This window comes from Streptomyces antioxidans, from assembly GCF_000968685.2.
GTDB classification, from domain to species: Bacteria; Actinomycetota; Actinomycetes; order Streptomycetales; family Streptomycetaceae; genus Streptomyces; species Streptomyces antioxidans.
This window is the reverse complement of record NZ_LAKD02000042.1, coordinates 19,298-33,828: the sequence shown is the minus strand read 5'-3', so window position 1 is coordinate 33,828 and position 14,531 is coordinate 19,298. Positions and strand designations below refer to the sequence as shown.

11 protein-coding genes and 1 tRNA gene are annotated in these 14,531 nt (G+C 72.1%); 3 read left to right on the top strand and 9 right to left on the bottom strand.

All coding sequences use genetic code 11. From position 1 onward, the window contains the following. Nucleotides 1–27: 27 nt before the first annotated feature. From VT50_RS17490 to VT50_RS17485, 3 genes are read right to left on the bottom strand one after another with little or no spacing between them, the layout of a single operon-like run. Nucleotides 28–1,248 carry a glycosyl hydrolase family 8 gene (locus VT50_RS17490; protein ID WP_046086812.1) on the bottom strand — a complete coding sequence of 407 codons (1,221 nt, stop codon included), beginning with the start codon at nt 1,246–1,248 and terminating at the stop codon, nt 28–30. Next, nucleotides 1,245–1,415 (bottom strand): hypothetical protein, encoded by a 171-nt coding sequence (locus tag VT50_RS39630; RefSeq protein ID WP_167396610.1) that lies wholly within the window; start codon nt 1,413–1,415, stop codon nt 1,245–1,247. Before VT50_RS39630 ends, VT50_RS17490 begins: the two co-directional genes overlap by 4 nt. 47 nt (nt 1,416–1,462) lie before the next feature. Next, the gene (locus VT50_RS17485; protein WP_046086811.1) at nt 1,463–1,819 is read right to left on the bottom strand and encodes a PRC-barrel domain-containing protein; all 357 of its coding nucleotides are present in this window, start codon (nt 1,817–1,819) and stop codon (nt 1,463–1,465) included. A gap of 164 nt (nt 1,820–1,983) precedes the next feature. On the opposite strand from VT50_RS17485, the gene VT50_RS17480 reads away from it, so the two are divergent. Beyond that, the gene (locus tag VT50_RS17480) at nt 1,984–2,151 is read left to right on the top strand and encodes a hypothetical protein (RefSeq protein ID WP_046086810.1); all 168 of its coding nucleotides are present in this window, start codon (nt 1,984–1,986) and stop codon (nt 2,149–2,151) included. 157 nt (nt 2,152–2,308) lie between these two features. Here the strand turns inward: VT50_RS17480 and VT50_RS17475 are convergent, their stop codons facing one another. Continuing rightward, a complete protein-coding gene (locus tag VT50_RS17475) occupies nt 2,309–3,208 on the bottom strand; it encodes an RNA polymerase sigma factor SigF (protein WP_420822198.1) in 900 nt (299 codons plus the stop codon). A 260-nt stretch (nt 3,209–3,468) separates the two neighbouring features. Here VT50_RS17475 and VT50_RS17470 point away from each other — a divergent pair, with 260 nt between their 5' ends. Together VT50_RS17470 and VT50_RS17465 are read left to right on the top strand one after the other, a co-directional pair. Next, entirely contained in the window at nt 3,469–3,855 is a 387-nt protein-coding gene (locus tag VT50_RS17470) for an ArsR/SmtB family transcription factor (RefSeq protein WP_046084582.1), read from the top strand. An 81-nt stretch (nt 3,856–3,936) separates the two neighbouring features. Beyond that, nucleotides 3,937–4,659 (top strand): DUF4232 domain-containing protein, encoded by a 723-nt coding sequence (locus VT50_RS17465; protein ID WP_240529194.1) that lies wholly within the window; start codon nt 3,937–3,939, stop codon nt 4,657–4,659. Nucleotides 4,660–4,717: 58 nt separating this feature from the next. Here the strand turns inward: VT50_RS17465 and VT50_RS17460 are convergent. The 5 genes from VT50_RS17460 to topA form a co-directional block, all read right to left on the bottom strand. Next, a tRNA-Thr gene (locus tag VT50_RS17460) sits at nt 4,718–4,791 on the bottom strand. Nucleotides 4,792–4,905: 114 nt separating this feature from the next. Next, nucleotides 4,906–6,450, bottom strand: coding sequence for an alpha/beta hydrolase (locus VT50_RS17455; RefSeq protein WP_046084584.1), 1,545 nt, complete (start codon nt 6,448–6,450; stop codon nt 4,906–4,908). Between the two features lie 211 nt (nt 6,451–6,661). Continuing rightward, complete coding sequence (locus VT50_RS17450) at nt 6,662–7,888, bottom strand: DNA polymerase III subunit delta' (RefSeq protein ID WP_046084581.1); 1,227 nt, start codon at nt 7,886–7,888, stop codon at nt 6,662–6,664. Between the two features lie 298 nt (nt 7,889–8,186). Further along, a complete protein-coding gene (tmk, locus tag VT50_RS17445) occupies nt 8,187–11,447 on the bottom strand; it encodes a dTMP kinase (RefSeq protein ID WP_046084580.1) in 3,261 nt (1,086 codons plus the stop codon). Between the two features lie 183 nt (nt 11,448–11,630). Then, the gene (topA, locus tag VT50_RS17440) at nt 11,631–14,495 is read right to left on the bottom strand and encodes a type I DNA topoisomerase (RefSeq protein WP_046084579.1); all 2,865 of its coding nucleotides are present in this window, start codon (nt 14,493–14,495) and stop codon (nt 11,631–11,633) included. Nucleotides 14,496–14,531 lie beyond the last annotated feature (36 nt).

Here is a 14,531-nt window from a genome sequence, read left to right as displayed (position 1 = left end):
ACCACTGAGGACATCAGACTCACTCATCTAGGGCACCCAGTAGTTGTGGCTGACCACCAGCATCGACTGGAGCTGCACCCCCGCCGCGTAGGCGCGGGCCGGATCGGGAGGGGAGGCGCACATCCGCGCCCACAGCGCGTCCAGCCAGTCCTGCGCCCCTTCGTCGGCCGCACCTTCGGCCGCTGGTCCGCCCTCGTTCTCCGTCAGGGCGGCGACCGCGAAGGGCGCGAAGAAGGCGGGCGAGCCCGGGTCCCCATAGGCCGTGCCGTCGAGCCGGTATCCGCTCCGGATCCGCCCGGGATCACCGCCGGTCGCCGTCCTCGCCCAGCGGCTGAGCCCCCGCGCGGCCGCCAGGGTTCGTACGTCGTCGCTGGTCACCGCGTCGGCGCCGAGCCGCCAGGGGACACGGCAGGCGTTCCAGTGGTAGTCGCCGTCATGCGGGCTCTCCAGGACCTGCCCCCGCGCGGGCCCGGGCGCGCCGGACGTGGTGTCCACGACGAAGTCGGGGAGCAGCCCGGTGGCCGGGGCGTGGCGGGCGCACAGCGTCCCGGCCAGCGAAAGCTGCGCGTCCAGCACCTCGTCCCACCGCCGGTCGCCCGTGGCCGCCCGGAACGCCCTGACGTGGTCCGGCATCCAGTCCGACGTACGGGAGACCTCGTCAAAGCGGCCCGATGACCAGTCGCCCAGCTTGGTCAGCCGGGTGGTGGGATGCACCTCGCACTCCATGACGGCGTCGATCCGCCGCAGCGCGAGCGCCTTGTAGTCATACGCGTCCTGGCCGCCGTGGTCACCGCCCCACTGCCGGTCCGCGAGCAGCAGCCCGTACGCGATGTCCAGGTCGCCGTCGGTCGCCGAGTCCCGGCCGCCGGCGTCCCGGCCCTCGGCGTCCTGCTGGGCGGCGTGCAGATCGGGGTGGTTCACGGAGGGGTGGGCCAGGACATGCCGGAGGATGCCGTCGAAGAGGGCGTGGGCGTCGGGGTCGGCGCCCGCCATCAGCGCGGTGATCACCAGCCCGTAGCCCTGGGCCTCGGCCACGAACGGGTACGCCGCGTCGGGGGTGAACACCGCGACCCGGCCCCGGCCGCCCGCCTCGTCGCCCGACCGCAGGAAGGACGCCTTCCACAGCCGGTAGTGCTCCAGGACCCGCCGGTCGGCCGCCACCGGGTCGCCGGAGGGCCGGAGCGTGCCCGGGGCGTACGGGATGGCATGCGCTCCGAAGGGGACGCACGCCTCGGCGCGTCCCGTCATCGGAGCCGACGCCCCCGGCCCCGCCGCGCCAGCCGCACCAGCCCGAGGACGATGTCGACCACCAGCACCACCACACCGATGACCAGCAGATAGCCCAGCCCGTGCACCACCCAGCCGATGAGGCCGAGCACGATGGCCACGATCACCAGGAACAGGAAGAGCGCCATGGCAGACACCTCTGCACCTCTCCTCGATCGTCAAGCGTCCCCGGCCGTCAGCGGCGCGCGAGCTGCCGCCCGCCGCCCGGACCGGCCCGGTACGTCTTCCCGTAGTGCTGGAAGATCGCCCCCTCCTGCTCCGCGGGCAGCACATCGTCCATGCCGAGCGAGGGCGCCTTCTTCACCAGCGACCGGGCGTAGGAGACCTTCACATAGCCCGGCCCGACCACCGCGTCGTCCACGGGGACGAACACCAGCCGGTGGCGGGTGGGCAGTCCGGTGCGGACGGTGGCCATGGCGGGTTCGTCGGTGGACGTGGCCACGTAGATCGCCTCGAGCACCCCGATCTTGCGGCCCTGCTCATCGACGACATCCTGGTCGCGCCACTCACGGATATCGGCTGGCTGGATCATGACGTATCACCCTCTGACCTCTGCCCTTCCAGCCTGCCTCCGCTCACCGCGGGACGCCACGCCATCCGGCCACCAGGAGTAACGGAGTGTTCGAAACAGCATGAATTAATCAGGTGTGCCGGATTACCGGAGGGGTACCCGGCGCGGCGAGGAGGTTGGTAATCATGGTCCCCCTGCTTGTCGTTCTTCTACTCGCCCTACTGCTCTTCGGCGCCGGATTCGCCGTGAAGGCCCTGTGGTGGATCGCGGTCATCGTGCTCGCCGTCTGGCTGATCGGCTTCGTCCTCCGGCCTACGGTCGGCGGTCGCCGAGGGCGGTGGTACCGCTGGTAGCCCGAAGACAGCACGGATAAACCACACAAGATGGCTGAAGGGGTCCGGCCGGAGATTCTCCGGCCGGACCCCTTCAGCCATGCCCTGTGGTGATCAGCAGCGCGACGGCGGTGGCGGCGGCAGTACCCGGGCCACCTACGCTTCGGTGCGCCCGCCGCTACTCCTCCGTGAGCATGCCGCGCCGCAGCCTGCCGAGCGCACGGCTGAGCAGCCGGGAGACATGCATCTGGGAGACACCGAGCTCGGTGCCGATCTCCGACTGCGTCATCTCCTCGCCGAACCGCATCTGCAGAATGCGGCGGTCCCGCTCACCGAGCTGTTCCACCAGCGGCTTGAGCGCCTGTAGGTTCTCCACGGCCTCCATGGCCGGGTCGACGTCACCGAACCGGTCCGCGTACGTGGTCACGCGGGCGGCGCCGCCCTCCTGTTCCGCGGGCGCGTCCAGCGAGGTGGTGAGATAGCCGTTGCTGGCCACCAGTCCGTCGATGACCTCGTCCTCGCTCAGCCGCAGATGCTCCGCGAGCTCGGCCGTGGTGGGCGACCGGTCCAGCCGCTGGAACAGCTCCTCGTTCGCCTTGGCGAGGTCGATCCGCAACTCCTGGAGCCGGCGGGGGACATGCACCGCCCAGCTGGTGTCGCGGAAGAACCGCTTGATCTCGCCGACGATGTACGGAACGGCGAAGGTCGTGAACTCCACCTCACGGCTCAGGTCGAACCGGTCGATCGCCTTGATCAGCCCTATCGTGCCGACCTGGACGATGTCCTCCATCTCCACCGAGCGGTTGTGGAACCGCCGGGCGGCGTACCGGACCAGCGACAGATTGAGCTCGATGAGGGTGTTCCGCACGTACTGGTACTCGTGCGTCCCCTCCTCCAGCTCCGTCAGCCGGTCCAGGAACGTCTTGGTCAGCGCCCGCGCGTCCTTGGGCGCCACCTTTGCCGGATCGTCCACCTGCGGCAGATCGAGGGGCCCGGCGGTCTCAACTCCATCCACTGCAATGTCACTTACGCGAGCGTCATGTGCCTGCTCAGCTTCCGCTGCTGTCAGCATCGACATCGTCGCGGGTGCCGTGTCGTTCACCGTCGCACTCCCTGTATCGGCTGCATGCATAGGCTGATTGGGGTCCCGTCTACCCACCCTCCATGCGCTCATGCCTCTTTGCCGCGGAAAGACATCGGGCCAGCGAGGAACCACACAGTACGATTGAACTCGTACAAAGAGCCGCGCACCGAGAACTCACAGGCCCCACAAGGACCCACACGACCCACACGACCCACACGACCCACAGGATTCACGCGAACCCACAGGACCCACCCATGACCCCCCGGACAACCGAAAACGGACACCCCGCCATCAAGGCACTCCCCGAACCCCCGGACCTCCCGCCCCCGCTCCCGGAACCGGCGGTGGAGGAGATCCGTCTGGAAACGGTCCTGGCGGCGCTGAGCGATCCCCTCCGCCTCCGCATCGTGCGCAAACTCCTTCTCGAATCGGAGCAGTTCGATCACACCTGCGGCTGGTTCGGGCTTGACCGCCCCAAGTCGTCGCTCACCCACCACTTCAAGGCCCTCCGCGAGGCAGGCATCACCCGTCAGCGCCAATACGGCCTGGAGCGCCGCAGCCACGTCCGCGTCGCCGACCTCAACGCCCGCTTCCCCGGCCTCCTCGACCTCGTGGCCGACTGGACCCCGCCCGGGCGGTAACGGCGGACGTTAGCCGAGCGTTAGCGGAACGGCAGCGACCGTTAAGAGAACGCCAGCGGCGGCCGACACCATGGGTGGTGCGTGAGCAGGAACCGCACCAACCAGAAGCCCATGGGGGTCGTCATGTCGCACCACATTCTCAACCGCCGTTTCCGTAAGGCCGGTGCGGCCGCGTTGATCGCCGCCGCCTCGGCCGTCGCCCTCACCGCCTGCGGGAGCAATGACTCCTCGTCCGACGCCAAGGGGGGCTCCTCCTCCCACGCGTCGTCCTACGCGAAGTCGTCCTCGTCGGACGCCTCGATCCACAGCCAGGCGGGCAAGCAGACCGGCAAGCAGGCGACGGCCGTGGGCTCGGCCGCCAACAAGGCCCAGGCGACCTCCGAATGCCAGCCGGGCACGCTGAAGGGGACCCTGGACTCCGCCGGGACCTCCCAGGCCGAGATGAACCACCGGGGCACCTTCCTGAAGGTGACGAACACCGGCGACGAGACCTGCGTGATCAGCGGCTACGCCGGGCTCGCCCTGGAGGGCGCCGGGCACACCGCCATCAAGACCACCACCCGCCACGGCAGCACCTACTTCGCCACCGACCCGGGCACCCACCCGATCACCCTCGCCCCGGGCAAGAGCGCCTGGGCCGACCTGGTGTGGACCACCACCGGCGCCGACACCGCCCACGCGAAGTACCTGCAGATCTCTCCGACCGGCAGCAACTCCCACAGCACGGTCACCTTCAGCAAGGACCTCGACAACGGCACCCTCTCCCTGACCGCCTGGTCCCCCGAGCCCCCCATCAACGACTGACCCCCGAAAACCGAAAGAACCCCAGCCCGGACATGGTCCGGGCTGGGGTTCTTCGCTGAGCCGCCTAAGGGAATCGAACCCTTGACCTACGCATTACGAGTGCGTCGCTCTGGCCGACTGAGCTAAGGCGGCGTGCTGTGAACGCCAGATTGGCAGCAGCAGCGTCGCTAAGTCTACACAGTTTCGAGGGGTGCTCCGTACGGGGCCGGGCAGGGCCGGGTGGGGCCTGGGCTGGGGCGGGGCCGGTCAGCGGCAGCGGGTGTGGGGGGCGGGCGGGCGGCCGGTGAGGAGGTAGGTGTTGATCGCGTCGTCGATGCAGCGGCTGCCGCGGCCGTAGGCCGTATGGCCGTCGCCGTCGTAGGTGAGGAGGGTGGCGGAGGAGAGCTGGGTGGCGAGGGCGCGGGCCCAGGGGTAGGGGGTGGCGGGGTCGCGGGTGGTGCCGACGACAACGATGGGGGCGGCGCCCCTGGCGTGCAGGGGATGGGCCGCGCCGGTCGGGCGGACGGGCCAGTAGGCGCAGTTCAGAGCCGCCCAGGCGAGGGCCTTGCCGAAGACGGGGGAAGCCTTCTGGAAGTCGGGGATGGACTTCCTGACCTCGGCGGGGGTGCGGAAGGCGGGTGGCAGGTCAAGGCAGTTGACGGCGGGGTTGGCGTACATGAGGTTGGCGTACGAGCCGTCGGTGTCGCGCTCGTAGTAGAGGTCGGCCAGGCCGAGCAGGCCGTCGCCGTGGCCGTCCATCGCGGAGCGGAGGGCGGTGCGCAGCTGGGGCCAGGCGGTCTCGTCGTACATGGCGGAGATCACGCCGATCGTGGCGAGCGGCTCACCCAGGTCGCGGGACTCGCCGGTGCGGGCCGGATGGGAGTCGAGTCGGGTGAAGAAGGCGCCGAGCCGCTCGCGGGCGGTGGCCACGGAGCCGGTGCCGAGGGGGCAACCGACGCGGCGCACGCAGTCCTTGGCGAAGGCGGTGAAGGCGGTCTCGAAACCGGCGGTCTGGTCGCGGTTGATGCGGCGGGAGGACAGCGTCGGGTCGAGCGCGCCGTCGAGGACGAGACGACCGACCCGGTGGGGGTAGAGGTCGGCATAGGTCGCGCCGAGGAAGGTGCCGTAGGAGGCGCCGACGTACGTCAGCTTCCGGTCGCCCAGCGCGGCGCGCAGCACATCCATGTCGCGGGCCGCCTCGACCGTCGAGACATGGCCGAGGACGCGGCCGGAGCGGGTCGCGCAGCCGCGGGCGAACTTCTTGTAGGCGGCGACGAGCCGGTCGGTCTCACCGCGGCCGTCGGGCGTCTGGTCGGTCTGGGTGAAGGTGTCCATCTGCCTGTCGCTCAGACAGGTGATGGGCTCACTCTCGGCCACGCCGCGCGGGTCCATCGCCACCATGTCGTAGCGGGCGCGCACCCGGGCGGGGTAGCCGACGGCCGCGAAGCTCTGCAGATAGCCGACCGCGGAGCCGCCGGGGCCGCCGGGGTTCACCAGGAGCGAGCCGAGGCGGCGGCCGGTGCCGGCGGCCTTCTTACGGGAGACCGCGAGCCTCAGGTCCCGGCCGGTGCCTGGTCTCGCGTAGTCCAGCGGGGCCTTGAGCGTGGCGCATTCGAAGCCCGCGCCGCCGCAGGGGCGCCAGCTCAGCGACTGCTCGTAGTACGGCTTGAGTGCGGCGGGGACGGCCTCCTTCGACAGCGACGCGGCGCGCGGCGCGGAGGCGTCGGCCGAGCAGCCCGAGGACAGCAGGGCGGCGGCCGTAAGGGCGGCACCGAGGGTCCGGAGCGGGCGGCTGCTGGGTCGGGTGTGCATGGACTGATCCCTCGGTTCGCGGTCGAGTCGCGGGATCGCGCCGGCCGGATCACCTGGATCGCCCGGTACTGGCTCCTCATGGATCACCCTGTGCTGGTTCTCCATGGATCACCTGCACTGGTTCCCATGGGATAGGACCGGTTCGCCCCCTTACGGAGAGTATCCACCCGGACACGCTCCATGCGTCCAGCGAGGAACCCGTACGGGTGACTCAGCCCGCCCGCAGCGCCATGGTCATCGCCTCGACCGCCAGCAGCGGCGCCACATTGCTGTCCAGCGCCTGGCGGCAGGCCGTGATCGCCTCTATCCGGCGCAGCGTCCGCGCGGGCTTCGAACCGGACGCGATCCGCTCCAGCCCGTCCCGTACGTCGGTGTTGGCGAGCGCCACCTGGGACCCGAGCTGGAGGGCCAGCACATCCCGGTAGAAGGCGGTCAGATCGGTGAGCGCGAGGTCGAGGCTGTCGCGCTGGGTGCGGGTGGCACGGCGCTTCTGGCGGTCCTGGAGCTCCTTCATGGCCCCCGCCGTGCCGCGCGGCAGCCGCCCGCCCGTACCGGCCGCGGCGCCCAGGGCGGCACGCAGCTCCTCGGTCTCCTTGGCGTCGATCTCCTCCGCCACCTGCTTGGCGTCCTCGGCCGCCGCGTCGATCAGCTCCTGGGCCGCCTTGAGGCAGCCGCCGACGTCGTCGACGCGCAGCGGGAGCTTCAGGACGGCGGCGCGGCGGGCGCGGGCCCGCTCGTCGGTGGCCAGCCGGCGGGCGCGGCCGATATGCCCCTGGGTGGCGCGGGCGGCGGAGGCGGCGAGCTCGGGGTCGATGCCGTCGCGCCGGACGAGGATGTCCGCCACGGCGTCCACCGGGGGCGTACGGAGGGTGAGGAGACGGCAGCGGGAGCGGATCGTGGGCAGCACGTCCTCCAGCGAGGGCGCGCACAACAGCCATACGGTGCGTGGCGCGGGTTCCTCGACGGCCTTGAGGAGCACATTGCCCGCGCCTTCGGTAAGGCGGTCGGCGTCCTCCAGGACGATCACCTGCCACCGGCCCCCGGCGGGCGAGAGCTGGGCCCGGCGGACGAGCTCACGGGTCTCCTTGACGCCGATGGTGAGCATGTCCGTACGGACCACCTCGACATCGGCGTGGGTGCCGACCAGGGCGGTGTGACAGCCGTCGCAGAAGCCGCAGCCGGGGGCGCCGCCGAGCGCCCGGTCCGGGCTGACGCACTGCAGCGCGGCGGCGAAGGCGCGGGCGGCGGTGGCCCGGCCGGAGCCGGGCGGGCCGGTGAACAGCCAGGCGTGGGTCATCTTGGACGACGCCATGGGCTCCTCGACGGGGCCGGCGGCCGTCTCACCGGCCGCTGTGACCAGGGCGTCCGCGTCCCGGGCGGCAGCCGAGAGCTGGGCCGCGACTCGGTCCTGCCCGACCAGGTCGTCCCACACCGCCATGACCGCCTCCGCCGCTCGTTCCTACGGCCCCCATTGTGGTGCAACCCACCGACACCCCAACGCACCGCCTACCGTTGGCGCCGCCGTTCCGGGGGCTCCGCCCCCGAGCCCCCGCCGGGGCTCCGCCCCGGCCCCCGCTCCTCAAACGCCGGAGGGGCTGGAGAGTGCGGCTCCGCCCCGGGACCCCGTTCCCCGAACAGCCGAGGAGCTGGAGCGCACCACTCCGCCCCCGGCCTCCGCACGCCAAAGGGCACGGCTCCCCGTCAGGATCCGCCGACAGCCGGGGGCGGCCATGGCGTCAGCGGCGGTGGCCGTCCTCGTCGTCGCGGGGGCCGAGGAGTTCGTCGGCCAGGGACGGGAGGTCGTCCAGGGGGGTCTCCTCGGCCCAATCGGGGCGGCGGCGTCGGCGCGGCGGTTCGGCCTCGCCCTGCGCCTGGCCATGGCCCTGACCCTGGTTCTGGCCGTACTGCGGCATCTCCCGCGTGCGCTCGTTCCCCTGGCCCTGCTCCTGACCCCGGCCCTGGCTCTGGCCCTCGTCCGGGCGGAACAGCCACGGCGGGACCCGGTCGGCCGGGTCGGCGGAGGGCTCCTCCCTGACGGGCGGCACGGGCGGCAGGACGGCCGTTTCGTCGGCGGCCGGGCCGTCCTGGGGCCGTACGGGCGGAAGAACCGCGGTCTCGTCGGCGTCCGGGGCGCTCTGGGGCGGCACGGGCGGCGCGGGAGGTACGGGCGGCAGCACCGCGGTCTCGTCGGCCGCCGCAGACCCCGTACCGGGACGGCCGGACCCGTCGCCGTACTCCGCCCGCGGGTCGAACCTCGGCGTCTGGACCGTCTCCGTCGCGTCCGGGTGCGGGCCGTGGTCGTCCGTGCCGGGGGAGAACGCCGCGTCCCGGGCTCCGTCGGTACCACGAGGGCCGTCCTCGTCCTCGGGCGGCGGGGCCGGGGTCTCGGTCTCCACGGTCGGCGCGTCCGGCCCGGAGGACGCCGCGTCCGCCGCCAGCCGTGCCTGCTCCGCCCTCAGCAGCGCCTCCTCGGCCTTGCGCTGCTCCTCCTGGCGGCGCGCCTCGGCCTCGGCCCGGCGCAGCGCGTCCGCCTCCGCCTCGAGGCGGCGCCGCTCCTCCTCGGCGGCGCGGGCGCGGTCCTCGGCCTCGATGCGCTTGCGGTCCTCCTCGGCCCTGCGGCGCGCGTCCTCGGCCCGCTGGCGGGCGGCCTCCGCCTGCCGCTCGGCCTCACGCTGGCGGGCCTCCTCCAGCTCGCGCCGCTTGCGCTCCTCCTCCTCGGCGCGGGCCTTGGCGAGCGCCGCCTGGCGCTCGCGCTCCAGCCGCTCCTCCTCGGCCTTGCGGGCGGCCTCCTCCTCGGCCCGGCGACGGGCCTCCTCCTCGGCGGCCTTACGGGCCTCCGCCTGGGCCTTCACCTCCGCCTCGGACAGCGGCAGCATCTGGTCCAGGCGGTGGCGCACCACGGAGGTGACCGCCTCCGGCAGCTGCCCGGCGTCGACGACGACGTAGCGGGCCGGGTCGGCGGCGGCGAGGGCCAGGAATCCGGACCGTACGCGCTGGTGGAACTCGGCGGGCTCGGACTCCAGCCGGTCCGGTGCCTCGGTGAAGCGTTCGCGCGCGGTCTCCGGCGAGACGTCGAGCAGCACCGTCAGATGCGGCAGCAGGCCGTTCGTCGCCCAGCGCGAGATGCGGGCGATCTCCGTCGCGGCGAGGTCCCGTCCCGCGCCCTGGTAGGCGACGGACGAGTCGATGTAGCGGTCGGAGATGACGACCGCGCCGCGCTCGAGCGCCGGGCGGACCACGGTGTCGACGTGCTCGGCGCGGTCCGCCGCGTACAGCAGCGCCTCGGCGCGGTGCGAGATCCCGGCGGACGAGACGTCGAGCAGGATCGAACGCAGCCGCTTGCCGATCGCGGTCGCGCCCGGCTCACGGGTGACCACGACCTCGTGGCCCTTGGCCCTTATCCACTCGGCCAGCGCCTCCACCTGCGTGGACTTGCCCGAGCCATCGCCGCCCTCGACGGCGATGAAGAAGCCGGTGGCGGCCGGGCCCTCGTCCGCGCCGCCCCCGCCGAGCAGCGCCTCGCGCAGATCGCGCCGCAGCGGCACGCCCTGCCGGTCGTCGGTCCTGCCGAGGACCAGCGCGGCGACGGGCAGCAGCAGCGCGCCCACCAGCATCAGGGTGAAGGCCGCGCCGCCGTGGGCGAAGACGAAGTCGCCGCCGCCGAGCCGGTGCGGTCCGATGGCGGCGGCGAGCAGCGGCGCGGCGACCGCGCCGAGCCCGACGCCCACGCGGACGACGGCCTGCAGATGGTCGGTCATCCGGGGCCGCCGGGTCTCCTCGGACTCCTGGTCCAGCAGGGAGTGGCCGGTGTGGGCGGCGACACCCGCCGAGATACCCGCGATCAGGGCGATCAGCACGACGGTGGTGGTGTCGTGCACCAGGCCCACCGTGAGCAGCGCGAGCCCGGTCAGCGCGATCGACAGCGCCAGCAGCCGGCGCCGCGAAAGACCCGGGAGGACCTTGGGGGCCCAGCGGATGCCCAGCGCGGGACCGCCGGTCAGCACGAGGACGAGCAGGGCGAAGCCGACCGGCCCGCCGCCGAGGTCCATGGCCTGCAGCGGGGCCACGCCCACGGCCGCGGCGATCGCGCCCGCCACCCCGGCGCAGGCGAGCACCAGCAGCGCAACGGCGCCGGTGCGGCCCTTGTCGGCGCCGCTCCCGGAGGCGGCACGGGGACGGCGCAGCCCCTCCAGGGGGGAGCGGGTGCGGCTGGTCTGCGCGCCGGGCAGTTCGACGAAGGTGAGGATCGAGATCGACGCGGCGAAGAGCCCGGCGCCCACGTACGAACCGAGGGCGGCCTGGTGGGTGTGGAACCACTCCACGCCGGTGCCGAGCAGCCTGCCGATGAGCGTGACGACGAGCAGCGCGGCGGCCGCGATCGGCAGCGTCAGGAAGTTCGTACGGAGCGAGAGGCGGCGCAGCGCGTCCAGGTGGTCGGGCAGCGGCCGCACGGCGGCGCCCTCGGCGGGCGGTGCCGGGAGCAGCGAGGGGGCCGCGCCGTCCTTGGCGACGGTCCAGAAGCGCTCCACGACGCCGACGACGAAGGTGGTGATGAGCAGCCAGGCGACGGCGTCGGCCGGGGCCCAGTCGATCCACAGCGGTGCGACGAGCAGCAGCACCAGCCGCAGACCGTCCGCGCCGACCATGGTCCAGCGGCGGTCCAGTGGCCCGGAGGGGCCGATCAGGGTGGCGAGCGGCCCGAGGAGCACCGCGCCGAACAGTACGGTCGCGAAGAGCCGTACGCCGAGCACCGCCGCCACTGCGAAGGCCGCGCCGCGGTACCCGCCGCCGAAGGCGTCGGCCGCCACCGACGCCTGGAGCGTCAGCAGCACCAGCACCAGTACGGCGAGCACGTCCCCAGCACCGCCGACGAGTTGGGCGCTCCACAGCCGTCGCAACGGCTGATAGCGCAGCAGGGCTCGTACGGCCCGCTCGCGGGAGTCCGCGACAAGGGCACCGGAAGTGGCGGTCACGTCCGTTGGCTGCTCTCGCGTCATCCCGCCAGCCTATCGGGGTCACATGAATCCTCGGCCCCCCGGCCGAACAAACGGGCGGTGAGCCGTGGATGGCGTACGGATTGCTCCGGCTTGCTCCGATTTCCCGCCCGCCGTCGGCCAACTGCGCGGCGCCGAGGCCGACTACCCGGCGCCGGGAGCCAACTACTCGGCGTTGGGATCCGGCTACTCGGCGTTGGCCGACGACCTCTCGGCCGCCGTCTTCTTGGCGGCGGTCTTCGCGGTCGTCTTCTTGGTGGCCGCCTTCTTGGCGGTCGTCTTCTTCGCAGCGGTCTTCTTGGCGGTCGTCTTCTTCGCCGCCGTCTTCTTGGCCGCGGTCTTCTTCGCCGCCGTCCTCTTGGCGGTCTTCTTGGCCGGGCCCTTGGCGCGCTTCTCGGCCAGCAACTCGAAGCCGCGCTCGGGCGTGATGGTCTCCACGTCGTCGTCGCGGCGCAGCGTGGCGTTGGTCTCGCCGTCCGTGACGTACGGACCGAAGCGGCCGTCCTTGACCACTACGGGCCGCTCGCTGACCGGGTCGGTGCCCAGCTCCTTCAGCGGCGGCTTGGCCGCGGCCCGGCCACGCTGCTTGGGCTGGGCGTAGATCGCCAGCGCCTGCTCGAGCGTGATGGCGAAGATCTGGTCCTCGGTCTCCAGCGACCGCGAGTCCGTGCCCTTCTTCAGGTACGGGCCGTAGCGGCCGTTCTGCGCGGTGATCTCCACGCCCTCGGGGTCGGTGCCCACCACGCGCGGCAGCGACATCAGCTTGAGCGCGTCCTCCAGGGTCACCGTGTCCAGGGACATCGACTTCAGCAGGGAGGCCGTGCGCGGCTTGATGGCGTTCTTACCGCTCTTGGGGGTGTCCTCGGGAAGCACCTCGGTGACGTACGGGCCGTAGCGGCCGTCCTTGGCGACGATCATGCGGCCGGACTCGGGGTCGGGACCCAGCTCGAACTCACCGCTCGGCTTGGCGAGCAGCTCCTCCGCGAGCTCCACGGTCAGCTCGTCCGGCGGCAGGTCGTCGGGGACGTCGGCGCGGCGGCCGGTGCCGCCCTCGATCTCCGCCGGGCGCTCCACATACGGCCCGTAGCGGCCGACGCGCAGCACGATGCCGTCGCCCACGGGGAAGGACGAGATCTCCCGGGCGTCGATCGCGCCCAGGTCGGTGACCAGCTCCTTGAGGCCGCCGAGGTGGTCGCCGTCGCCGTTCCCGGCCTCGGCGGCACCGGCCTGGGCGGCACCGGCCTGGTCGCCCTCGCCGAAGTAGAAGCGCTTCAGCCACGGCACGGCCTCGGCCTCGCCGCGCGCGATGCGGTCGAGGTCGTCCTCCATCTTGGCGGTGAAGTCGTAGTCGACCAGTCGGCCGAAGTGCTTCTCCAGCAGGTTGACCACGGCGAAGCTCAGGAAGGAGGGCACGAGCGCGGTGCCCTTCTTGAAGACGTAGCCGCGGTCGAGGATGGTGCCCAAGATCGTGGCGTAGGTCGACGGGCGGCCGATCTCGCGCTCTTCGAGCTCCTTGACCAGCGACGCCTCGGTGTAGCGGGCCGGGGGCTTGGTCGCGTGGCCGTCGGCGGTGATCTCCTCGGCGGTGAGCCGGTCGCCCTCGGCGACCTGCGGCAGCCGGCGCTCGCGGTCGTCGAGCTCGGCGTTCGGGTCGTCGGCGCCTTCGACGTAGGCCTTCATGAAGCCGTGGAAGGTGATCGTCTTACCGGAGGCGGAGAACTCGGCGTCCCGGCCGTCGCTCGCCCGCCCGCCGATCTTGACGGTGACCGAGTTGCCGATCGCGTCCTTCATCTGGGAGGCGACGGTCCGCTTCCAGATCAGCTCATAGAGCCGGAACTGGTCGCCGGTGAGGCCGGTCTCCGCCGGGGTGCGGAAACGGTCTCCCGAGGGGCGGATGGCCTCGTGCGCCTCCTGGGCGTTCTTGACCTTGCCCGCGTAGGTCCGCGGCTTGTCGGGCAGGTAGTCGGCCCCGTACAGCTGGGTGACCTGCGCCCGGGCCGCCGCCACCGCCGTGTCCGACATGACGGTGGAGTCCGTACGCATATAGGTGATGTAGCCGTTTTCGTACAGCTTCTGCGCGACCTGCATGGTGGCCTTGGCGCCGAAGCCCAGCTTGCGGCTGGCCTCCTGCTGCAGGGTCGTCGTGCGGAACGGCGCGTACGGCGAGCGGCGGTACGGCTTGGACTCGACCGAGCGCACCGTGAAGGCGGTGTCGGCGAGGGCCGCGGCCAGCGAGCGGGCGCCCGCCTCGTCCAGGTGGAGGACGTTGAGGCCGTCCTTGAGCCGCCCGAGCGAGGTGAAATCGCGCCCCTGGGCGACCCGGAGGCCGTCGACGGCCGTAAGGCGGGCACCGAAGGTGCCGGGGTCGCTGACGTCACCGGCCCGGCCGGTGGCGAAGGTGCCGGTGAGGTCCCAGTACTCGGCGGAGCGGAAGGCGATGCGGTCGCGCTCGCGCTCGACGACGAGACGGGTGGCCACCGACTGGACCCGGCCCGCGGACAGGCCGCGCATGACCTTCTTCCACAGGACCGGCGAGACCTCGTAGCCGTAGAGGCGGTCGAGGATGCGGCGGGTCTCCTGGGCGTCGACGAGGCGCTGGTTCAGCTCGCGCGGGTTGGCCACGGCGGCCCGGATGGCGTCCTTGGTGATCTCGTGGAAGACCATCCGGCGCACCGGGACCTTGGGCTTGAGGACCTCCTGGAGGTGCCAGGCGATGGCCTCGCCCTCGCGGTCCTCATCGGTGGCCAGGAAGAGCTCGTCGGAGTCGGCCAGCAGCTCCTTGAGCTTCTTGACCTGGCTCTTCTTGTCGGAGTTGACCACATAGACGGGCTGGAAGTCATGCTCGACGTCCACGCCGAGGCGCCGGACCTCGCCGGTGTACTTGTCGGGGACCTCGGCCGCACCGTTCGGCAGGTCCCGGATGTGCCCGACGCTGGCCTCGACCACGTATCCCGGACCGAGGTAGCCCTTGATCGTCTTCGCCTTGGCAGGCGACTCGACGATGACGAGTCGGCGGCCGCCCTGTGCGGTCTCGCTGGTGGTCGGGGACAACTTGGCTCTTCTCTCCGGTCGACTCTCGGTGAACGG